General features: G+C 68.3%; 14 protein-coding genes and 2 pseudogenes. 5 read left to right on the top strand and 11 right to left on the bottom strand.

Annotated elements, in window-relative coordinates; all coding sequences use genetic code 11:
- Nucleotides 1–205: 205 nt before the first annotated feature.
- The 3 genes from ACRAQ3_RS19240 (at nt 206) to ACRAQ3_RS19230 (ending at nt 4,501) form a co-directional block, all read left to right on the top strand.
- Nucleotides 206–2,137 carry an MASE1 domain-containing protein gene (locus ACRAQ3_RS19240; RefSeq protein WP_432256800.1) on the top strand — a complete coding sequence of 644 codons (1,932 nt, stop codon included), beginning with the start codon at nt 206–208 and terminating at the stop codon, nt 2,135–2,137.
- A 455-nt stretch (nt 2,138–2,592) separates the two neighbouring features.
- The gene (locus ACRAQ3_RS19235) at nt 2,593–3,015 is read left to right on the top strand and encodes a c-type cytochrome (RefSeq protein WP_432256799.1); all 423 of its coding nucleotides are present in this window, start codon (nt 2,593–2,595) and stop codon (nt 3,013–3,015) included.
- Nucleotides 3,016–3,205: 190 nt separating this feature from the next.
- A complete protein-coding gene (locus ACRAQ3_RS19230; protein ID WP_432256798.1) occupies nt 3,206–4,501 on the top strand; it encodes a PQQ-dependent sugar dehydrogenase in 1,296 nt (431 codons plus the stop codon).
- Nucleotides 4,502–4,571: 70 nt separating this feature from the next.
- Here the strand turns inward: ACRAQ3_RS19230 and ACRAQ3_RS19225 are convergent, their stop codons facing one another.
- The 9 genes from ACRAQ3_RS19225 to acs form a co-directional block, all read right to left on the bottom strand.
- The gene (locus ACRAQ3_RS19225; protein WP_432256797.1) at nt 4,572–5,336 is read right to left on the bottom strand and encodes a hypothetical protein; all 765 of its coding nucleotides are present in this window, start codon (nt 5,334–5,336) and stop codon (nt 4,572–4,574) included.
- A gap of 492 nt (nt 5,337–5,828) precedes the next feature.
- Entirely contained in the window at nt 5,829–7,187 is a 1,359-nt protein-coding gene (locus ACRAQ3_RS19220; protein WP_269396791.1) for an alanine/glycine:cation symporter family protein, read from the bottom strand.
- A gap of 559 nt (nt 7,188–7,746) precedes the next feature.
- Complete coding sequence (locus tag ACRAQ3_RS19215) at nt 7,747–9,126, bottom strand: 3'-5' exonuclease (protein WP_432256796.1); 1,380 nt, start codon at nt 9,124–9,126, stop codon at nt 7,747–7,749.
- A 1-nt stretch (nt 9,127) separates the two neighbouring features.
- A complete protein-coding gene (locus ACRAQ3_RS19210) occupies nt 9,128–9,649 on the bottom strand; it encodes a hypothetical protein (protein ID WP_432256795.1) in 522 nt (173 codons plus the stop codon).
- 36 nt (nt 9,650–9,685) lie between these two features.
- Nucleotides 9,686–11,512 (bottom strand): DUF294 nucleotidyltransferase-like domain-containing protein, encoded by a 1,827-nt coding sequence (locus ACRAQ3_RS19205; RefSeq protein ID WP_432256794.1) that lies wholly within the window; start codon nt 11,510–11,512, stop codon nt 9,686–9,688.
- A 92-nt stretch (nt 11,513–11,604) separates the two neighbouring features.
- Nucleotides 11,605–13,386 carry a sodium:solute symporter family protein gene (locus ACRAQ3_RS19200; protein ID WP_432256793.1) on the bottom strand — a complete coding sequence of 594 codons (1,782 nt, stop codon included), beginning with the start codon at nt 13,384–13,386 and terminating at the stop codon, nt 11,605–11,607.
- Nucleotides 13,387–13,391: 5 nt separating this feature from the next.
- On the bottom strand, nt 13,392–13,682 hold the full coding sequence (locus ACRAQ3_RS19195; protein WP_269396742.1) for a DUF4212 domain-containing protein: 291 nt from the start codon (nt 13,680–13,682) through the stop codon (nt 13,392–13,394).
- Nucleotides 13,683–13,753: 71 nt separating this feature from the next.
- Entirely contained in the window at nt 13,754–14,443 is a 690-nt protein-coding gene (locus ACRAQ3_RS19190) for an adenylate kinase (RefSeq protein WP_432256792.1), read from the bottom strand.
- Nucleotides 14,444–14,448: 5 nt separating this feature from the next.
- Complete coding sequence (gene acs / locus ACRAQ3_RS19185) at nt 14,449–16,416, bottom strand: acetate--CoA ligase (RefSeq protein WP_432256791.1); 1,968 nt, start codon at nt 16,414–16,416, stop codon at nt 14,449–14,451.
- 582 nt (nt 16,417–16,998) lie between these two features.
- On the opposite strand from acs, the gene ACRAQ3_RS19180 reads away from it, so the two are divergent.
- The gene (locus ACRAQ3_RS19180) at nt 16,999–17,625 is read left to right on the top strand and encodes a YcbK family protein (protein ID WP_269396740.1); all 627 of its coding nucleotides are present in this window, start codon (nt 16,999–17,001) and stop codon (nt 17,623–17,625) included.
- Between the two features lie 147 nt (nt 17,626–17,772).
- On the opposite strand, the pseudogene ACRAQ3_RS19175 reads toward ACRAQ3_RS19180, so the two are convergent.
- Together ACRAQ3_RS19175 and ACRAQ3_RS19170 are read right to left on the bottom strand one after the other, a co-directional pair.
- Nucleotides 17,773–18,081 (bottom strand): annotated as a pseudogene (locus ACRAQ3_RS19175) (transposase); the annotation flags it as partial.
- A 274-nt stretch (nt 18,082–18,355) separates the two neighbouring features.
- Nucleotides 18,356–19,392: pseudogene (locus tag ACRAQ3_RS19170) on the bottom strand (tyrosine-type recombinase/integrase).
- A 276-nt stretch (nt 19,393–19,668) separates the two neighbouring features.
- On the opposite strand from ACRAQ3_RS19170, the gene ACRAQ3_RS19165 reads away from it, so the two are divergent.
- Nucleotides 19,669–20,871, top strand: a complete 1,203-nt coding sequence (locus ACRAQ3_RS19165; protein WP_432254231.1) for an IS256 family transposase — start codon at nt 19,669–19,671, stop codon at nt 20,869–20,871.
- The last annotated feature ends 5 nt before the right edge of the window (nt 20,872–20,876 follow it).

Raw genomic sequence — 20,876 nt, 5'->3', positions numbered from 1 at the left:
TCCGCTCTTGATCTCTCGGCCCTAAGACAGAAGGATGCCAATCCATATCGGGCGGCCGGTCGTTGCCGGTTCACGAGCCGGATTGCATGTGCCCCGTGTCACGGGCGTTGGGTTCTTTCCTGGAGGGGAACGAGATCGCATGGCGTCCGCTACCGACACGTCGAACGGCCACGGGGGCCACGGGCATCGCGGTGTATTGCTGCGCATGAGGTCGAGTCTGTTCTCCGGCAGCCCCGGCGGCGCGAAACTTGTCCTTTTCTACATCACCTACATGCTCTCGGTCGGCTTCGGCCGCTGGATGGTGGTCATCCCGGACATGCCGATCACCCTCTGGCCGCCGAACGGCGTCGTTCTCGCGATGCTCTTGACGCAGCCGCGACGGAGCTGGGGCTGGTGGATCGGGATCGGCGCCCTCGGTGAGCTGACCGGCAACGCGCTCTGGTATCACAACCCGCTGATCTGGGCGTTGGGATATATCGTGGCGAACGCCGCGGCGGTCGTCACGGCCGCGCTCCTGCTCGCGCCGGACCTGAAGGCGCCGATCCGCCGCTTTGCCACGCTGCGCCAGGTGCTGGCCTTCCTTGCCATCGGCGTGCTGGCGGCGCCGGTCGTCAGCGCGACGCTGGGCAGCGCGGTCGAGGCCGCCGCGGGGACCAACCCGTTCACCACGACCTGGCCGGCCTGGTGGCTCGGCGACGCGACCGGCATCCTGATCGCGACCCCGCTGGTCATCTCGGCCGCCAATGCCTGGCGCGAAAAGGCGTGGCCGAGCGCGAGGCAGGCCGCCGAGGCCGTCGCCATCGGGGTCGTCCTGTCGGGGCTGAGCCTGTGGGTGCTGTCGAACGGCGCCGAATTCGCCTTTCTCCTGCCGGTCCCGATCCTCTGGGCGGCGCTGCGGTTCGAGTTTCGCGGCGTCGCGCTCGCCGTGCTGCTGCTGACGCTGGCCATCGGCATGTATGCGCAGAACTTCCAGAACGCGCCGCTCTCGGCCGCGGGCATCGCCATGCTGCACGCCAAGCTGCAGGCGCTCATTCTCGTGGCCGCCTCGACCGGGCTCATCGTGGCGGCGATCATCCGGCAGCAGCGGCGGGCGCTGCGCGAGCTGGCCCGCGTCAACGACGAGCTCGAAGCCCGCGTGGTCGAGCGGACCCGCGCCATCGAGGCGGCCGAGCGCCGCTTCAAGGCGACGTTCCAGAACGCGGGCGTCGGCATCAGCATCGTCGGCGGGGACGGGACGCTGGTGCGGGTCAATGACAGCCTGGCGCGGATGCTCGGCCACGAGGTCGGGGAGATGGAGGGGCACCCGCTCGACGAGTTCACCCACCCGGCCGATCGGGCCATGGGCGAGGCGGCCCGGGGCCAGCTCGCGGCCGGCAAGGCCGAGGAGTACGAGCTGGAGAAGCGGTATGTCCACAAGGACGGCCAGCCCGTCTGGGGCCACACCACGGTCAGCTGCGTGCGCGATGCCGAGGGTCGGATCGATTACCTGATCAAGGTCATCCAGGACATCACCGAGCGCAAGCGCTCCGAGGCGCTGCGGCACATGCTCATGCGCGAGGTGAACCACCGCAGCAAGAACCTGCTCTCGATCGTGCAGGTGATCGCGCGGCAGACCGCGTCGCGCTCGCCTAGGGATTTCGTCGAGACCTTCCGCGAGCGCCTGCAGGCGCTCGCCGCGAACCAGGATCTCCTCGTGAACAACGAGTGGCGACGCGTCAGCCTCGCCGATCTGGTGCAGGGGCAGGTGGGTCATTTCGGCGCGCTCGGGCAGCGCGTCGTGCTGTCCGGCCCCCCCGTCACGGTGCCGCCCGCCGTGGCGCAGGCGCTCGGGATGGCCCTGCACGAACTGGCCACGAATGCCGCCAAATACGGAAGCCTGAGCAACGAGGCGGGCCGCGTCGAGATCTCGTGGGACATCGAAGGGGACGGCTTCCGCATGGGCTGGCGGGAAATCGGCGGGCCACCGGTGGTCCCGCCCGAAAGGGTGGGCTTCGGCACCACCGTGCTCGACCAGCTGACCGCATCGTCGATGTCGGGAGAGGTCAGCATCGACTACGACCGCGAAGGGCTCGTCTGGCAATTGCGCTGCCCGCTCTCGGCAGTGCAGGACGGCCCCTGCGACGAGGCCTGCGACTGAGGGCTCTTCCGGTCGCCGGGGTCTCGGGCAAGCCATGGCACGGGGGGCGGTGCGCATGAACGCCTGGCGCGCCTGCTCAGGGTGGAGAGGGTGGCCCGTGTCTCCGGGCGGCTCCTTCTGGGGCTGGCGCGGTATCCCCCTATTTCCGGGGCGAGCCCCGCTTGGGCGGCCCGGGGCAATCAGGCCCATGGGGGAGGCGGGCGCGCGTGAGCCAACAGAGCGTGACCATGAGTTGATCGAGACCGCCCTCCTGGCCTGGGCGGACGCTTGACGGCCGCTGTTTCCGGCCTCGGCCAGTGACCCACTGGCCCTGTCGGGCGAGCGCGGTCGATGACAAGCGCCTTGACCGGTGCGGCGGAACCGATAGCGTTCGTATCCGGCGACCTCCGTGCTCTGGATTGCCACATGGCAAGCATACCGAGTTCGTCTCATGCGCTGTGAGGGAGGCAGTTCACATGAAGACAACGATCATTCTCACCTTGCTGGCCATGGCCGCTGGAGGCGCCGCTTTCGCGCTCGACACCGAGACCGACACCGGCACCGAGATCGAAGCCGAAGCCGAAGCCGAAGCCGAAGCCGAAGCCGAAGCCGAAGCCGATATCGAGATCGAGGCCGATGTCGTGGCGGGCGAGGAGGCCTATCAGGGCGTCTGCCGGAACTGCCATGGACCCAAGGCGCAGGGAGTTGCGAGCTATCCCATGCTTTCCGACAAGGAGGTGGAATACCTCGTCGAGCGTCTCGAGCGCTATCGCGAAGGGGAAAAGATCGGTCCGAACTCGATGCTGATGATCCCGCATGCGACCGAACTGTCGGATCAGGACATCCTCGACATCTCGCACTACATCGTGGCGGAGTTCGGGGAAGCGCCGCCGGAATAGAAACCGTCCGTCCTGACCCGGGGCGATCCCGTCGTGCGGGGCCGTCCATCCTGACCGCAAGTCTCGTAACTGCCGAAAGAAGTTGCCGTTCGGGGCGAGGGCTCCTAGGCTCTGACGCGCCGGCTTGACGTTGCGTCAGGAGGAGTTCGTCGCATCGTGGGTCGGTTCAGCAAGCTCTTGGGAGGAGACTATGCTTTATCCAACGCACGGAACTCTGTCGGCTGCCCTGCTGCCGATCGCCGCCGCCGCCGCCATGATTGTCCCGATCCCGGCCCTTGGCCAGTCGGGCATGAACACCACCAGCCTGCAGCACGAGATGGTGCTCGACGGGCTCGAGAACCCCTGGGACATGGCGCTGCTCGATGACGGCACGATGTTCTTCACCGAGAAATGCAAGGGCCTGTCGGTGCGCATGCCCGACGGCACCGTCAACCCGCTGCTCGGCATGACCGGCAGCGAGGGCTATCCGGAAACCGCGGACGACCTGTTCTGCGAGGGCCAGGCCGGCATGCAGGGCGTCGCCGTCGATCCGGACTTCGCGAACAACCGGCGCATCTATGTCTATTCGACCTCGAACATGTCGGAGCCGCATACGAACCGGCTGATGCGTCTCGCGGTGAACGAGGATTTCACCGGCGTGTCGGACCGGACCGACATCGTCGACGACGTGCCCTACAAGATGGAGGCCTCGGATCACCCGTTCGGCGGGCCGGGCGCGCATAATGGCGGCCGGGTGCGCTTCGGTCCCGACGGCGCGCTCTGGCTGACCACCGGTGACAACCACAACGAGGAGGTCCCGCAAAGCCCGACGATGATGGGATCGAAGGTGCTGCGCATCGACACGGATGGCAACGCGCATCCCGAGAACAGCCCGCCCGAGGGCTTCGACCCGCGCACCTATACCTACGGCCACCGCAACGTGCAGGGCATCGCCTTCCACCCCGGGTCCGGCGCGGCGATCACCGCCGAGCACGGGCCGTGGCACTCCGATGAGATCACGGTGCTGACGAATGGTGGCAATGCCGGCTGGGACCCGCGTCCGAACATGGCCGGTCGCGGCGACTGCCCGGACGATTATTGCGGCTACATGCCGAACCAGAACGAGGGGATGAACCGCTACGAGCGGGCGGCCTTCATGCCGATGACCGATTTCGACACCTATCCCGACGCGATGCCGCCGGTCTGGACCAACAATGGCTGGTCGCAGGGTACCTCCTCCGCCGTCTTCCTCGAGGGCGAGCAGTGGGGCGACTGGAACGGCGCCATGGTGGTCGGCGTCATGGGGATCGGCTTCGGCGGCACGCCGATCGGCCAGCGGATCGACGTGGTCGAGTTCAACGAGGATGGCACCGAGGTCGTGGACGTCACCGAGATGACGCTGCCGATGGAGGCGGGCCGCTTCCGCTCGGTCGTGCTCGGCCCGGATGGCAGCCTCTATACCGCGGTGGACGAGGGCATGATCCACAAGCTCACGCCGGGCAGCTGATCGCGGCGCATCGCGCCGTCTTCGGGCGGCGCGGGGCCTGCGGCAAGCGCCCCGTCGCGCCATTCATGCGTTAGCGGGCGACGATCATCGCGTCGGGTATCTCGAAGCGCTGATCGTCGACGCGGATGAAATGCATGCCGCCCTCCAGCCACCACGCCGTGTCCGTCCCGACGCCCGACATCGTGGCATCGCCGCGCAGGAACATCCCGTGCCCGAAATGGAGCCTGCGCCGGAAACCGTTCGGGAATGTCGCCACGACCGTGGCATCTCCGCCGCCGCTTCGCGCCACATTGGCCATGCAGCTGGCCATGGGCAGATGCCGGTCCTGCGCGCAGGCGATCTCTCCCGATACGTCGAAATCGCCCCGCCGCGCGCGCCGGGGCGTGTCGTCGATGCCGCGGGCGACGATGCCGTCGGGACCTGCCACGGGCGCGAGATGCTCGGCGGGAACAAAGCCGCGCGGGCCGCCGGCGATGCTCTGGACCTCGCACCATGTCCCTGCCTCGACCCGCAGGCAGCCATGGCCGGTCAGGATGTCGCCGCTTTCAAGGGTGGCCAAGGGAGGCGCTTCCGCATCCGGATCATTACGCAGGGCCACCGGAGTGCCCGCCGAAACGCGCCAGCGCCGCAGGCCGCCATTCTCAGGAGAAGCCAAGGCGCCGTCTGCCACGATTTCACCGTCCGGCGGCAGGGCGACCTGCGCGTTGCCGTGCGTAAGCATGACGAGCAGGAACAGGGCTGCCAGCGCACCAACTGCACGATTGCAGGAACCGGTGCGGGAACGTGCCGACAGCTCGTCGGTCCATCCACACGATGCGGCCGGATAGCGGGACATGCGACCCCCTCGCGCCAACGGCAACATGCTCGCACATTCCTCGCGCCGTGACAGGTGGTCATGTTCCCGACCCGGTCGAAATTGCCATCTGGCAATTGCGGTCTCAGGTCGGAGCACGGATTGCGGGGACGTATCGCGTGCCCGTTCGGACACCGAGAGGAGCTGTTGGAGGCGTAGGGTCGAGCGCCGCCGCCCCGCCAAGGCTTGCCGCCAAAGCCCCCGCAGGAGGTCGAATTTCGACTGGTGTGGGCGCAGACGGGCCGGTGTCTCGCCTGACAGGCCAGCCCCCTGCTGGCACTTGATCAGCAGTGAGGAAGGTTCGGACTGCCCGGCCACCTCGTGAATTTTCAGGTGAGTTCTACGCGCCTCCACCCGCTTTGGCCGGATGTCGCGCCATATCGCCGTATCGCGCGCAAGGGCCGCAGCCCGCATCGTATCGGTGAATTCGTGGTGGCGGTCGGGAACGTCGTGCCGTCCCCGACCGCGCGTGGTTCAGCCGAGCACCGTCCGGCGGCGTTCGAAGTAGTCGTTCGTCACCCGCACCACGACCGGCGACAGCAGCAGCAGCGAGACGAGGTTCGGGAACGCCATGAAGGCGTTGAGCGTGTCGGCCACCAGCCAGACGAAGTCGAGCTGCGTCACCGCGCCGATCAGGACGAAGCCGGTCCAGAGCATCCGGTAGGGGATCTGCACCTTGGTCCCGGCGAGATACTCCCAGCACTTCTCACCGAAATAGGCCCAGCCCAGGATCGTCGTGAAGGCGAAGACGGCCAGGGCGATCGCGAGGAAGTACTGGCCGAAACCCGGCAGCGCCGCGTCGAAGGCCAGAGAGGTCAGCGCGGCACCGGAATCGCCGCTGTTCCACAGGCCGGTCACGATGATGATCAGGCCGGTCATGGTGCAGACGACCAGCGTGTCGATGAAAGTGCCCATCATGCCGATCAGGCCGGCCTGCGCCGCGTCCTTCGACTGCCCCGCCGCCTGCGCGATGCCGGCGGTGCCGAGGCCCGCCTCGTTGGAGAAGATGCCGCGCGCCACGCCGTAGCGCATCGCCAGCATGATCGTCGCGCCGGCAAAGCCGCCCGAGGCCGCGACCGGGTTGAAGGCGTGGTCGATGATCAGCGCGAAGGCCGCGGGAACATCGCTCGCGTGGATCACCAGAACGATCGCCGCGACCGCCATGTAGGCGATGCACATGGTCGGCACGAGTTTCTGTGCCACCGCGCCGATCCGCCGGATGCCGCCCAGCAGCACGAGGCCGGTCAGCAGGGCCAGGATCACGCCCGACACCCAGGCCGGGACGCCGAAGCTTTCGGTCATTACCTGCGAGATGCTGTTGGACTGGACCATGTTGCCGATGCCGAAGCCCGCGAGCCCGCCGAACAGCGCGAAGGCCGCGCCGAGCCAGCGCCAGCGCGGGCCGAGCCCGTTCTTGATCGCGAACATCGGGCCGCCGACATGCTCGCCCTTGTCGTCGACCTCGCGGAAATGCACCGAGAGCAGCACCTCGGCGTATTTGGTGGCCATGCCGACCAGCGCCGTCATCCACATCCAGAACAGGGCGCCCGGCCCGCCAAGCGCGATGGCGGTGGCGACACCGGCGATGTTGCCGGTGCCCACCGTGGCGGCAAGCGCGGTCATCAACGCGGCATAGGGGCTGATCTCGCCCTCGGCATCCGCGTCGGGCTTGCGGCCGGCCCAGACCATGCGGAAGCCGGTCGGCACCCGCCGGATCGGCATCAGCTTCAGGCGGATTTGCAAGAAGAGACCGGTGCCGAGGATCAGCACCAGCATCGGCGGTCCCCAGACGAACCCGTTCACGGCGGACAGAAACGCCGTCAGCATTTCCATGTTGTATTCCTCCCAGAATGATCGCGGCGTCGCCGCCGCCTTGTCCTCCTCGCCGGCCTCTCCCAAGACCGGCATTCCGGCGAGCGCGCCACGCGCACCCGACCAGCCGGCCCATTAAGGCGGCGAAAAGCCGGGGTCCAGCGGTCGATCGGGTGGCTCGGAGCGCCGGCTACGGGGGCTCCGCGTAGCTTTGACGGCCGCTGGCAATCTTGATGTGTGCCGAAATGCGGCGGCGCCCGTGCCGCTGCGCGGTCGCGCATGCGCGCGCAATTTTCGGAAAACTCCGCGACCCGAAAGATTTTTGACAATTTTCGGCTCAGATCGACATGGAGCGACCTGTGCACCCTGTCGGGGTGCGAAACGGCGTGTCCCTAAACGCGTAGGGCGGAGCGCAAGCCTGCGCTCGGTCCAGCTTGGCCAAAGGGGGCCGGTTGCGGCGACGTACCCCGGGGGTATGACCATCCTCAAGTCGCGCAGCCTCCGGCGGATCCGATCACCGGGGTTCCTGTCGTCGCCTGAGCAGTGTCCTGCACGGGCAGCCCGTTTAGGGCCCGGTCCCTTAGACGAGGGCTTCGACGAGCCGTTCATGGCGGCGCATCTCGTCGATCAGCGCCCCGAGGGTGGTGAGGCCGCGCCCCTCGCAGATGGCGAGCAGGCGGACCAGCACCTCGGCCGTCGCGCGCGCGTCGCCGAGCGCGGTGTGGCGCTCGGTCTCGGGCAGCGCGACCCCGAGCCTGTCGACGAGCGCGTCGAGCGTATGCGTCTCGTGGCCGCCATAGACGACGGCCGAGATCAGCACCGTGTCGAGGACGGGCGGCGCGGGCGCGGCACCGGCGCGACGCAGCATGGCCATGTCGAAAGGCGCGTTGTGCGCCACCGGGATCGAGCCTTGGGCAAAGCGGCGGAAGGCCTCGGCCGCATTGGCCGGGTCGGGCGCGCCCGCGACCGCCTCGGTGGTGATGCGATGGACCCGGGCGGCGGCGGCGGGGATCGGCCGGCTGGGATCGACCAGCGTCTCGAACACCTCGCCCGGGACGATCCGACCGCCCAAGACGCGCACGGCGCCGATCTGCACGATCGCGTCCGAGGCCGGGTCGAGGCCGGTCGTCTCGGTGTCGAAGACCACGAAGCTCAGCTCGCGCAGCGGGGTGTCGCGGGCGGCGGCGGCTCGGCCCGCCAGCAGGGCGAAGTCGTATGTGAGGGGGCGCTCGGCCTCGGGGTCCAGCGGTTCGAGCATGAGCATGTAGCCCGCCTCCTCGCCCATCAGCCGGATATGGCCTGTACAGACGCGACCCGACAGCGTTTCGGCCACGAGGGGCGCGCGACGGGCGGCGCGGCGGTGCAGTTCGTCGAGCGCGGCTTCGATCGGGCCGGGGCGGAGATATTCGAAGATCGAGGCGTTGAGCCGCACCGGCCCCTCCTGTCCGAGAAGGTCGGCGGACTGCCCGTCATAGAGGACGAGCTTGTGGCCGGGGCCGATGATGCTGACGGCGACCGGCATGCCGGTGAGCACGGCGGCGAGACGGTCCTTCTCGGCGGCGAGCTCGGCGGTGCGCTCGGCCAGCGCCTCGGCGGCGTCGAGGGTGGAGCGGCCGAGCTTGTCGGCGACGGCGGCGGCGGCGGGGACGAGGTCGTCGAGCCAGCGGGCGCTTTCGAGGTCGAGCGACATCTCGGCGCCGCCATGGGCATGGGCCCGCAGCCGGGCGGCGAGCGCGATGACCGGCTTGGCCACGTTCTCGTCGAACAGCAGCCAGATCCCGGCGGCGATCGCGACGAGGCCGAACCCGGCCACCACCCCGGCGGTGACGAATGGCGCGATCTCGGTCGGCGCGGCCTGCCGGTAGCCGAGGGCGAGGCCCGCGACGATCGCGGCGAGCCCCCCCGCGGCGACCAGCGCGAAGAAGAACGCGACGCGCTGGCGCAGGCCCCGCCGCTTCACCTCAGGTCCCGGCGCAGGCGGCGGCGAGCAGCGGGTCGCCGGGCGAGGCCTGCATCCAGTCGGCGCCCTCGATGCGGCCGTCGGCGGCGATGCCGGCCCCCTCGACCAGCGCGGCGCGGCGGCCCTGCGTGCAGTCGAAGGCGACCGGCAGCTGCCGCAGCGGCGCCCACCTGCCGAAGAAGTAGATATTGGCGATGCGTTCGCCGGGGCGGTCCGGATTGGTTTGAAGGCTCGTGCGGTCGATGGCGACGAAGCGGTCGGTGTAGGGCACCAGATAGGTCCAGGGCCGGTAGAGCGCGCGCTCCTCGACCGTGTCCGCGACGACGAGACCCTCGGGAAGCGCGGCGGCGGTGCGATCGTACCAGCTGTATTCGAGGCTGATCGTGGCGCCGATCATCGCCAGCCCCGCCACGGCGGGCATCAGCCAGCGCGGCAGCCGTCCGCCGGTCGCGCGGTTCGCGGCGTAGACGACGAGGGCGCCGGTGACGCCCGCGAAGATCACGCCGAGAAGTTCCAGAAACATCGCATTCCTCCCTTGTCCGCGCCCGGTGGCGCGGGGCTATCCCAATAGACGCCGTCCCTGCATCATCGCGGCCTGCATCGTCTTCACGACCACGAAGGCGTCGCGCAGGTGGGAGCGTTCGAAATCCGAAAGCTCCCTCGGCTGCATGAAGTTGTCCGGCGCCTCGTTGCGCCGGATCTGGCGCGTCTGATGCTCGATCCGGGTCTGGGCGATCACGTCGTAGGCGTTGAGCAGATCGCGCGCGCCATGAAGGCTGATCACCCCCGCCTCGCCCGCCGCCTCGATCCGGGCGCGGGTGTTCGCGGGCAGCAGCCGCCCCTCGAGGGCGTACATCCGGGCGAGGTCCACGACCGGCACGACGCCGTTCAGCTTGAGGTCGATATGGTTGCGGTGCTCCCCCGAGCGCAGCGTCGCGAAGCCGCGCAGCAGGCCCAGCGGCGGCACGTGGCCGAGGGCGTTCGAGGCCATGTGGGCGGTGAAGATCGAGTTTCCGCTCGCCGCGCGCAGCGTGTCATGGTGGAGCGGCGCGAAGAGGCCCTCTTCGCCCGCGATCACCCGCAGATCGAACATGACCGAGGCGAGCATCTGCGCCTCTTTCGATGGCCGGGCGATCCAGTCGCGGAAATAGCCCGCCCAGACCGAGGCGCGCTGCCGCCAGCGCGGATTGGTCGCCATCATGTCGCCGGGGCAGAAGAAATAGCCGGCGGCGTCGAGCCCGTCCGAGACGAAGCGGGCGAGGCCGGCGAACCATGCCATGTCCTCCTCCGTCGCCGCGTCGGAGATGATCAGCGCGTTGTCCTGATCCGAGATGCCGGTCTGCTCCTGCCGGCCCTGGCTGCCGCAGGCGACCCAGGCGAAGGGGACGGGCGCCGCGCCTTGCGCTTTCTCGTAGAGGCGGATCAGGCGCCGCGTCGCGCCGTCGGCCATGTCGGTGACGAGCCGGGTGACGACCTCGTGGCGGTTGCCGGCGGCGGTGAGCTGGACCAGCAGCTCGGGGATCCGGGCCGTGACGCGGGCCAGTTCTTCCGGCGAGCCGGCCCGGGCCATGTCGCCCACGAGGCCGGCGGAGGTCGAGGCGAGGAACCGGGTGAGGTCGGTCTGGGTGACCATGCCCACCAGCCGCCCGTCATCGACGATCGGCAGGTGGCCGAGATGGCGCTCCATCATCCGGTGCAGCACGTCGGAGCCGATGGCCGCCGAGGGCAGGGTGATCGGCGCCTCGGTCATCACCCGCGCCACCGGGGTGTCGGGCGGCAGCGGCGCGGCCATCGCCTTGTTCACCATGTCGCGCAGCGTGAGGATGCCGCGCAGGCGGCCATCCTCGGTCACGCAGAGGGAGGAAATGCGGTGATCGCGCATCAGTCGGGCGGCATCGAGCAGGCTCGCGCCGGGGGCGCAGGTCACCGGATCGGTCGCCATGAGGTCGGCGACGCGGGTGGAGGTGAGCTCCTCGGCGCGGGTGCGGGGGCGATCGCCGAGCGGGTTGGAGCGATCGAAGAAGCGGCGCACGAGGTCGTGCTCGCGCATCAATTCGGCGAAGAGGTCGGGGGACAGCAGCAGCAGTTCGCTGGCGGTATCGGCGCGGGCGGTGACCAGCGCGGTGCCGCCGCGCTGCAGCGCGCGTTCGCCGAAGCTGTTGCCGGGGCCGAGACGCGAGACGACGGCGCCGCGCGCATCGGTCGTGGTGACGGCGCCGGCGCGGATCACGAAGAGGCCCGGCTGCGGCGTGCCGACCTGCGTGAGGATCTCGCCCTCGGCGGCCTCGATCGGTCGGGCGGCGCCGGCGATCCGGTGCCGCGTCGCGTCGGGCAGCCGGTCCCAAGGTGGCTGGCGCGCGAAGAAATCGTCGAGGGGCTGGGACATCGGAAGCTCCGATCGGTGTCGTCCCGCGCCATGGTGGGCGCGGGACGCTGGGGTCGCAAGGGGCGGCGGATGGCACCGCCTCTCGCCGAGGCTCAGTGGGCGGTGGCCGCCCCGGCGCCGCGCGGGATGCGGACGCTTTCGACGAGCTCCTGGATCTCCTGCGGCGGCTCCTGCGTCGCCCGGCTGACGAGAATCGCCGTGGCGAAGTTCAGAACCGCGCCGACCGCGCCGAAGGAGGTCGACTTCACGGTGAACAGGAGCGGGTCCGCATCGTCGAAGGAGTTGGTGCCCGGCACGAAGAACCAGCCCTTGTGCAGGAAGATGTAGACCACCGTCACGCAGAGGCCCACCAGCATCCCCGCCACGGCGCCGGTGTTGTTCACCCGCTTGGAGAAGATGCCCATCATCAGCGCCGGGAAGATCGACGCGGCGGCGAGGCCGAAGGCGAGCGCCACGGTCTGCGCGGCGAAGCCCGGCGGGTTGATCCCGAGATAGGTCGCCACGGCGATGGCGGCGGCCATCGCGACCCGCGCCGACAGAAGCTCGCCCTTCTCGGAGATGTTGGGCGCGATGCGGCCCTTCACCAGGTCGTGGCTCACCGCCGAGGAGATGGCGAGCAGCAGGCCGGCGGCGGTCGAGAGCGCGGCGGCGAGACCGCCGGCGGCGACGAGGCCGATCACCCAGCCCGGCAGGTTGGCGATCTCGGGGTTGGCGAGAACGAGGATGTCGTTGTTGAAGTTGACGAGCTCGTTGCCTTCCCAGCCGGCGGCGGCGGCGCGTTCCTGCATCTCGGGCGCGGCGTCGTTGTAGTACTGGATCCTTCCGTCGCCGTTCTTGTCCTCCCAGCCCAGAAGGCCGGTCTGCTGCCAGGTCGCCATCCAGTCATAGGCCGGGTCGCTTTCGATCGTCTCGACCGAGACGGCCTCGGCGTCGGTGCCCTGCGGCCAGAACTGCTGGGTGATGTTGAGCCGCGCCATCGCGCCCACGGCGGGGGCCGTCAGGTAGAGCAGCGCGATGAACACCAGCGTCCAGCCCGCCGACCAGCGCGCGTCGGACACCTTGGGCACGGTGAAGAAGCGCATGATCACATGCGGCAGGCCGGCGGTGCCGATCATCAGGCTGAGCGTGAAGAGCAGCATGTTGAAGGTGTCGCCGTGATGCTCGGTATAGGCCTTGAAGCCGAGATCGGTGACGATCTGGTCGAGGGTCTGCAGCAGCGGCTCGCCGGAGCCGGTTTCGGCGAAGAGGCCGAGCGCCGGGATCGGGTTGCCGGTGAGCTGCAGCGAGATGAAGACCGCTGGGATCGTGTAGGCGGCGATCAGCACGCAGTACTGCGCGACCTGGGTGTAGGTGACGCCCTTCATGCCGCCGAACACCGCATAGGCGAAGACGACGACGGCGCCGATCAGCAGGCCGGTGGTGTTGTCGACCTCGAGGAAGCGGCCGAAGGCCACGCCGACGCCGGTCATCTGGCCGATCACGTAGGTGAGCGAGGCCACCAGCAGGCTGATCACCGCCACCAGCCGCGCGGTCGGGCTGTAGAACCGGTCACCGATGAATTCGGGCACGGTGAACTTGCCGAACTTGCGCAGATAGGGCGCGAGCAGCAGCGCCAGCAGCACGTAGCCGCCGGTCCAGCCCATCAGATAGGTGGAGTTGTCGTAGCCGGTGAAGGCGATCAGGCCGGCCATCGAGATGAAGGAGGCCGCCGACATCCAGTCGGCCGCGGTGGCCATGCCGTTGGTCACGGGATGGACGCCACGCCCGGCGGCGTAGAACTCGGAGGTCGAGCCGGCGCGGGCCCAGATCGCGATGCCGATATAGAGCGCGAAGGAGGCGCCGACGAAGATCAGGTTGAGGGTGAACTGGTCCATGGCGCTTATTCCTCCTCGACGCCGTATTGCCGGTCGAGCCGGTTCATCCGCCAGGCATAGAAGAAGATCAGCGCCAGGAAGACGAGGATCGACCCCTGCTGCGCGAACCAGAAGCCCAGATCGGTGCCGCCGACGCCGATCCAGCTGATCAGCGGCCGCAGGATGATGCCGAAGCCGAATGAAACGGTGGCCCAGATGACGAGGCAGATGGTGATGATCCGCACATTCGCGGACCAGTAGGCCTTGTCATCCTTGGTCATCGTCGTTGGTGGATGATGTGTCGTGTGATCCGACATGCGGGCTCCTCCCGTCGTTGCGTGGATGGCGGCCCTCACGCGTTCCTCCGGCCGCCGGTCTTGGTCGTCGCTCAGGCCGTCTCGTGTCGCCGGACGATCTCCGACAGGGCCTGGGCGACGTCGTCGATCGCGCCCATCGCGGGCACGCGCTCCAGCGTGCCGCGGGCGCGGTAATGGTCGATCAGCGGCGCGGTCTCGGCGTGGTAGGCGGCGAGCCGCGAGGCCACCGTCTCGGCGGTGTCGTCGGCGCGCCGCTTGAAGGCGGTGCCGCCGCAGGCGTCGCAGACACCGGGGCTGGCCGGGCGCTTGAAGCTGTCGTGCCAGCCTTCGCCGCAGGTGGCGCAGGAGTAGCGGCCCGAGATCCGCTCGACCATCGCCGCGTCATCGACCTCGAGGCTGATCACCGCCGAGACCGACTGCCCCCGGCGGGCCAGCAGCCCGTCGAGCGCCTCGGCCTGCGCCGTGGTGCGCGGAAAGCCGTCGAGGATGACGCCCTGCGCCGTGTCGGGCCGGTCGAGGCGGTCGTCGAGGATGGCGATGACGATCTCGTCGGAGACGAGCCCGCCCGCTTCCATCACCTCTCTCGCCCGGGCCCCGGCCTCGCTGCCCTCGGCCACGGCGGCGCGCAGCAGGTCGCCGGTGGACAGCTGGACGAGGCCGAAGCGCTCCTCGAGCCTGCGCGCCTGCGTGCCCTTCCCGGCCCCCGGCGGGCCGAGGAGGATGAAGGCCGGGGCTTGCGCTGGGGTGTTCCTGCCGTCCATCGGCCTCACCCCCGGTTCATGCGGTTGTCGATCAGCTCGTCCACCACGGAGGGGTCGGCGAGCGTCGATGTGTCGCCAAGGCTGCCGTAATCGTTCTCGGCGATCTTGCGCAGGATGCGGCGCATGATCTTGCCCGAGCGGGTCTTGGGCAGGCCCGGCGCCCACTGGATCAGGTCGGGGCTGGCGATCGGGCCGATTTCCTGCCGGACCCACTGGCGCAGCTCGCGGCGAAGCTCCTCCGACGGCTCGACCCCGTTCATCAGCGTGACGTAGCAGTAGATGCCTTGCCCCTTGATCTCGTGCGGGTAGCCGACGACCGCCGCCTCGGCGACCTTGGCATGGGCCACCAGCGCGCTTTCGACCTCGGCGGTGCCCATGCGGTGGCCGGAGACGTTGATCACGTCGTCGACGCGGCCGGTGATCCAGTAGTCGCCATCGGCGTCGCGGCGGCAGCCGTCGCCGGAGAAGTAGTAGCCCGGATATTGCGAGAAATAGGTCTGCTCGAACCGGTCGTGATCGCCCCAGATGGTGCGCATCTGCCCGGGCCAGCTGTCGGCGATGGCGAGCACGCCCTCGGCCGCGGTCTCCTCGATCACGGTGCCCGATTGCGGGTCGAGCACCACCGGCTGCACGCCGAAGAACGGCTTGGTGGCCGAGCCGGGCTTCAGCGCGGTCGCGCCGGGCAGCGGCGTGATGAGATGGCCGCCGGTCTCGGTCTGCCACCAGGTGTCGACGATCGGGCAGCGGCCCTTGCCGACCACCTCGTTGTACCAGTTCCAGGCCTCGGGGTTGATCGGCTCGCCCACCGTGCCCAGCAGGCGCAGCGCGCTCAGGTCGTGTTTTTCGACCGGTGCCGCGCCGTGCCCCATCAGGGCCCGGATCGCGGTGGGGGCGGTGTAGAACTGGTTCACCTTGTGCTTCTCGCAGACCGCCCAGAAGCGCGAGGCATCCGGCCAGGTCGGCACGCCTTCGAACATCAGCGTGGTCGCGCCGTTCGCGAGCGGCCCGTAGACGATGTAGCTGTGTCCCGTCACCCAGCCGACATCGGCGCTGCACCAGAACACGTCGCCGTCATGGTAGTCGAAGGTGATCTGGTGGGTCATCGCCGCGTAGACGAGGTAGCCGCCGGAGCTGTGCACCACCCCCTTGGGCTGGCCGGTGGAGCCCGAGGTGTAGAGGATGAAGAGCGGGTCCTCCGCGTTCATCTCGGCGGGCTCGGAATGCTCCCCGGCCTCGGCCATCAGCGCGCCGTAGTCGAAATCGCGGCCCTCGACCCAAGCGGTCTGGGCGCCGGTGCGACGCACCATCAGGCACTTCACGCCCTCGTTGCAGTGCAGCAGCGCCTGATCGGTGTTGGTCTTGAGCGCCGTCTTGCGGCCGCCGCGCGGCGCCTCGTCGGCGGTGATCACGAGCTTGGCGTCGCAACCGTTGATCCGCGCCCCCAGCGCATCGGGGGAGAAGCCCGCGAAGACGACGGAGTGGATCGCGCCGATCCGGGCGCAGGCCAGCATCGCATAGGCCGCCTCGGGGATCATCGGCAGATAGATGACGACCCGGTCGCCCCTGCCCACGCCGAGGCTTTCGAGCACGTTGGCGAGGCGGCTGACCTCGCGGTGCAGGTCGCGGTAGGTGATGTGCTTGGCCGGATCGGCCGGATCGTCGGGCTCCCAGATGATCGCGGTCTGGTCGGCGCGGGTCGCGAGGTGCCGGTCGATGCAGTTCTGCGCGACGTTCAGCGTCCCGTCCCGGAACCACTCGATCGAGACCTTGCCGAGGGTGAAATCCGTGTTCTTGACCGCCTCATAGGGCTTGATCCAGTCAAGGCGCTTGCCCTGCTCGCCCCAGAAACCATCGATATCCGTGATGCTTTCGCGATACATCCGCTCATAGGTCTCGGCGTCGATATGCGCGCGGGCCGCCATGTCTTGCGCGGGCGGATGCGCCGCAGTGCCGGGCTTGGCTTCGATATTCATCACGAGCTTTTTCCTCCGGTTCGGGTGCGCTGCGGGTCTCCTCCAAGACCGGCTGGCTGATTGGCCAAAACGTCCCAGCGCACATCTCCTCGACCTCTGGATTACGGATTTCCCGTGAGAAGTCACACAACCTGGAGAGAAGTCGCAGGATTTAGTCAAAGATTTTACTCACCTATGCAAGCATAGTAAATTTCGTTGACAACGCAGGATGACATGATCGGACAAGCGGCCGGTCGGGCTGATATTTCGCGGATCAGTTGAATGGGGCCACGCTGTCGGGGGCCTTGCTTCCGCGCCTTCAAGGCCAGGGGATAGCGCCGTCACGAACGGTTTCTCCGGCGCCGGGTCCGCAAAAAAACTTCGCCGACCCGACAGGCCACCCGCTCGAACGACGAAGTGGCCGGGCGATGTCCCGCCCCGGTGACGCGGCCGCCGCTGCGATCCGGCATCGTCTCGGCCCGACTTCCCCAAATCGGTCTTGCTCGGCGTCATGGCCTGTCGCATGCTTCGCATATGGGAGGCGCTCTCGACAGCGTCGCCTTCGAGACCCCGGGAAACGGGGCCGAGCAGTGATGAGGAACCATGCACACAGTAAGCCCGCCCGCGGGCCGCGTCACACGGCGCAAGCTTGTCTGCGCTCTTGGGGCGGGCCTTGCCACGCCGCTCCTGTCAGGCTGTGCCGCCCGCGGCTACGAGAAGCTCCCCCCGCCCACGCGTTCCGGCTCCCGGCTGGATTTCGTGTTTCCCAAGGGGGACAGTTACCTCGACATCACGAATGCGCATACCGGGGAGCGGACGGCCCTGCGGTTCATGAAGAACGGCCGCACCGATCGGCGCGCCCTGCGCCGGCTGGACTGGCTGTTCCGGGACTGGCGCGACGGGGAGGCCCCGAGCATCGACCCGAGGATCTACTGGGGCCTGGCGGCGCTCTCGGATGCGGTGCGGCGGCAGGGGCATTCGGGCCAGATCACCCTGCTGTCGGGTTTCCGCACGCCGCAGACCACGCGGCTTTTGCAAAGCCGGGGGGGCGGCGCCTCCTCCAACAGCTATCACATGAAGCGGCGGGCCGCAGACATCCAGTTCGCCGGCATTCCGACGGAAGAGGTGGCGAACATCGCCGAATGGCTGCAGGTCGGTGGCGTGGGGCGCTACCACGGCTCGGACTTCACCCATATCGACTCGGGGCCGATCCGGACCTGGCGCGGCTGAATTCGCGGTCGTTCCGCGCTACTGTATGCGAAAATAGGAGTTAAAACGGCCGCAGCCTCGATGTCGATGCGGGCCGTGGCTAAGAGGCATTCCGAAAGCTGAACGGGTGTTTTTCGTATCCGGCCCTTGAGCGTGAGGAATTGCCGTCGCCACCGCCTCCTTCAGCGCCGAGGCCTCGGGCCGCAGCTCCCTGACCTTGGGGCTGGTGGCCTGGCGGGCCGTGTCGCCCGCGAGCCGCTTCTTGCCGGCCTCGAGAAACCCCTTCGACCAACTGTAATAGAGGCTCGTGGCGATCCCCTCGCGCCGGCAGAGCTCGGCAATACTGTCCTCGCCACGCAGCCCATCCAGGACGATGCGGATCTTCTCCTCGGCTGAATGGTGCTTCCGCGTGCGCCGACGGATGCCCTTCACCAGCGAGTCCGCCCTCGGTCTGGCTGTTCCGGGTTTCTGTCTCATCTCCACTCCTCGGTGGTTACGATGAGCCAGAAACCCTCCGTTACAAAATCAGCCCAGATGTCCCAGAGGCGCTGACGGGGGGCAAAAGTGGCCTCAGACCAAACGGCCATCTCCTATGGACGGTGCACTCCACGACACAACACCAACACGGCCGTTTGTGGAGGAGTGGCATTGCTTGAAGGTCGGCAGGAGCGGCGCCCTCCAGTAACCCCATTCAGAACTATGGAAGTTGTTGAAGGTTTCTGGAGACAGGGCGCCTAAAGGCATCTGGATCCTATAAACCCGCAGCCTTAGTGAGGTTCACCCGGAACCGATCCCGATTCCGCTGATATCGACGGGTCATTTCGGCCGAGGCATGGCCGAGCTGCTTCTGTACGTGGCGCTCGTCGATCTCGGCCGAAGAGGCGAGCCCGGCCCGCAGCGAATGCCCGGCGAACAGCGTCCGGCGTTCGGCCTCAGGCAGTTCGGGTCGCAGCCCGGCCGCGAGCGCCGTGCGCTGCACCAGCCGCGCCACGTGGCGGTCGTTCAGGCGACTCTCAAGCGCGCGACTGCCCTTGCGGCTGACGGCTGTGAACAGCGGGCCGACCTCGATCTTCGCGAAGCCCAGCCAGCGCTCCAGCGCCTGCGCCGGGCAGGTGGCCTCGCTGGAGCCGCGGGCGATCTCGACGGCGCGCGCCAGCCGGTCTTGCCGCGCAGCGTGACGAGTGCGCCGGCGTCGAGGATCTCGACCCAGCCGCTGCCGTCGAGGGTGTCAGCCTTGCCATGGTCGAGTCCGACCAGTTCCGAGCGTCGCAGCGCCCCCGCGAAGCCCACCAGCAGCATCGCCCGGTCGCGCAAGCCGCGCAGGTCATGGCCGAGGGTGGCCAGCATGGCGCGCAGATCATCCGGCCCGATCGCGACTTTCTGCACCGGCGGCCGGGCGTGGCGGCGGCGGATGCCGGCGAGGACCGAGGCGATGTGCCGGTCGCGGCGGTCGAGCCGCATCCCGCGCTGCGCGTAGCCCCAGCTGAGACCGGCCAGCCGCCGCTCGATCGAGGTCACCGAGAGCGCGCGTGTCTTGCCCGACGGTGCCGCGAGATCGGTGACGTAGAGCCCGACCAACTCGGGAGAGGGCGGCAGAGGGTCGGCACCCTTCATCCGGCACCAGCGGGCGAAGGCGGTCCAATCGCGCGCGTAGGCCCGTCGGGTGTTCTCGGCGACGGCGTGGTCGGCGTAGCCGCGGGCGGTGTCGACGAGGCGGTCGAGCCGGCCGGAGCCCGCGACGTGGTCGGGCAGGGCGATTTGGGCGGGGAATTCGGGCGTGTCCGGCATGCCGACGGGCGTAGCACGCTCATGTCCGATAATGGAAGATTATCGGACATGAGAGATGACCTTAGGGCGCGGTGGTTCGAGGCACTGAATACCAGAGAAAGCGTTGGAGCGCCCATTAGGCTTATGAACCGCTACACCGGTTGAAGCTGGCTGAATTGACAGGGGGTGGGTTCGAAGAAAGGGTCATGTCCCTGGGCGTGGTGTAGCTGAGGCGGCCATCGGGTTTCTCGGTAGGGTCGGGTTGCGAAAGCCAACCTGAACCGAGGGATGCCCCCGATGACCAAACCCATGATGGACCTGAGAGAGCTCGTCGAGAAGAGCGGTGATGCGGATCTTCTACGCGAGATGATCGGCTTTGCCGCCGAGCGCCTGATGGAGCTCGAGGTCGGCGGCCAGACCGGCGCCGCCTATGGCGAGAAGAGCCCTGAGCGTCGGGCGCAGCGCAACGGCTACCGTGACCGGGACTGGCAGACGCGGGCCGGGAACGTGGAGCTGCGCATTCCCAAGCTGCGGACGGGAAGCTACTTCCCCTCGTTTCTCGAGCCCCGGCGAGCCGTGGAGAAGGCGCTGACGGCGGTCATTCAGGAAGCCTATGTGCATGGCGTCTCGACGCGCGCCATGGACGATCTCGTGCAGGCCATGGGCGGCACCGGCATCTCGAAGAGCCAGGTCAGTCGGCTGTGCGAGGAGATCGACGAGCGGGTCGATGCTTTCCTGACTCGACCGATCGAGGGCGAGTGGCCCTATCTCTGGATCGACGCCACCTACCTGAAAGTCCGCCAAGGCGGCCGCATCGTGTCCGTCGCCGTCACCATCGCCGTGGGTGTGAACACCGATGGCCGTCGCGAGGTGCTTGGCATGGCCATCGGGCCCTCCGAGGCGGAGACGTTCTGGACCGATTTTCTGCGCGATCTCGTGCGCCGAGGGATGTCCGGCGTGAAGCTGGTGGTCAGCGATGCCCACGAAGGCATCAAGGCCGCTACGGCTCGTGTGCTGTCCACGACCTGGCAACGGTGCCGTGTACATTTCCAGCGAAACGCCTTGGCCCATGCCGGCAAGAGCAGCCGGCGCGTGGTCTCGGCCTTCATCGCCACGGCCTTTGCCCAGCCCGACCACAGCGCGGCCAGAACGCAATGGCGCCTCGTGGCCGACCAGATGCGGGGCAAGCTGCCGAAGCTCGCCACCCTCATGGACGGGGCCGAAGAGGATGTCCTTGCCTACATGACCTTTCCTCAGCAGCACCGGGCAAAGTTGCACTCCACGAATCCGATTGAGCGATTGAACGGGGAAATCAAACGGCGCACCGATGTCGTCGGCATCTTCCCCAATGAGGCCGCCATCCGTCGCCTGGTGGGAGCGATCCTGATGGAGCAGACCGAGGAATGGGCCGTGCAGCGCTCCCGCTACATGACGCTGGAAACGCTCGCGCCAGTCTGCGACGATCCCATCGTCAGCCTGCCTGCCGCGCAGACGGACTGATCAGC

The organism is Limimaricola sp. AA108-03 (genome assembly GCF_050847355.1).
In the GTDB taxonomy this organism is placed as follows: domain Bacteria; phylum Pseudomonadota; class Alphaproteobacteria; order Rhodobacterales; family Rhodobacteraceae; genus Limimaricola.
This window is presented reverse-complemented; position numbering and strand designations above follow the sequence as displayed.

Coding starts and splice junctions, on each gene's coding strand:
- ACRAQ3_RS19230 (WP_432256798.1), top strand. CDS start 3,206: ATGCTTTATCCAACGCACGGAACTCTGTCGGCTGCCCTGCTGCCGATC.
- ACRAQ3_RS19225 (WP_432256797.1), bottom strand. CDS start 5,336: ATGTCCCGCTATCCGGCCGCATCGTGTGGATGGACCGACGAGCTGTCG.
- ACRAQ3_RS19220 (WP_269396791.1), bottom strand. CDS start 7,187: ATGGAAATGCTGACGGCGTTTCTGTCCGCCGTGAACGGGTTCGTCTGG.
- ACRAQ3_RS19195 (WP_269396742.1), bottom strand. CDS start 13,682: ATGTCGGATCACACGACACATCATCCACCAACGACGATGACCAAGGAT.
- ACRAQ3_RS19240 (WP_432256800.1), top strand. CDS start 206: ATGAGGTCGAGTCTGTTCTCCGGCAGCCCCGGCGGCGCGAAACTTGTC.
- ACRAQ3_RS19165 (WP_432254231.1), top strand. CDS start 19,669: ATGACCAAACCCATGATGGACCTGAGAGAGCTCGTCGAGAAGAGCGGT.
- ACRAQ3_RS19210 (WP_432256795.1), bottom strand. CDS start 9,649: ATGTTTCTGGAACTTCTCGGCGTGATCTTCGCGGGCGTCACCGGCGCC.
- ACRAQ3_RS19190 (WP_432256792.1), bottom strand. CDS start 14,443: ATGGACGGCAGGAACACCCCAGCGCAAGCCCCGGCCTTCATCCTCCTC.
- ACRAQ3_RS19180 (WP_269396740.1), top strand. CDS start 16,999: ATGCACACAGTAAGCCCGCCCGCGGGCCGCGTCACACGGCGCAAGCTT.
- ACRAQ3_RS19235 (WP_432256799.1), top strand. CDS start 2,593: ATGAAGACAACGATCATTCTCACCTTGCTGGCCATGGCCGCTGGAGGC.
- ACRAQ3_RS19205 (WP_432256794.1), bottom strand. CDS start 11,512: ATGTCCCAGCCCCTCGACGATTTCTTCGCGCGCCAGCCACCTTGGGAC.
- acs (WP_432256791.1), bottom strand. CDS start 16,416: ATGAATATCGAAGCCAAGCCCGGCACTGCGGCGCATCCGCCCGCGCAA.
- ACRAQ3_RS19200 (WP_432256793.1), bottom strand. CDS start 13,386: ATGGACCAGTTCACCCTCAACCTGATCTTCGTCGGCGCCTCCTTCGCG.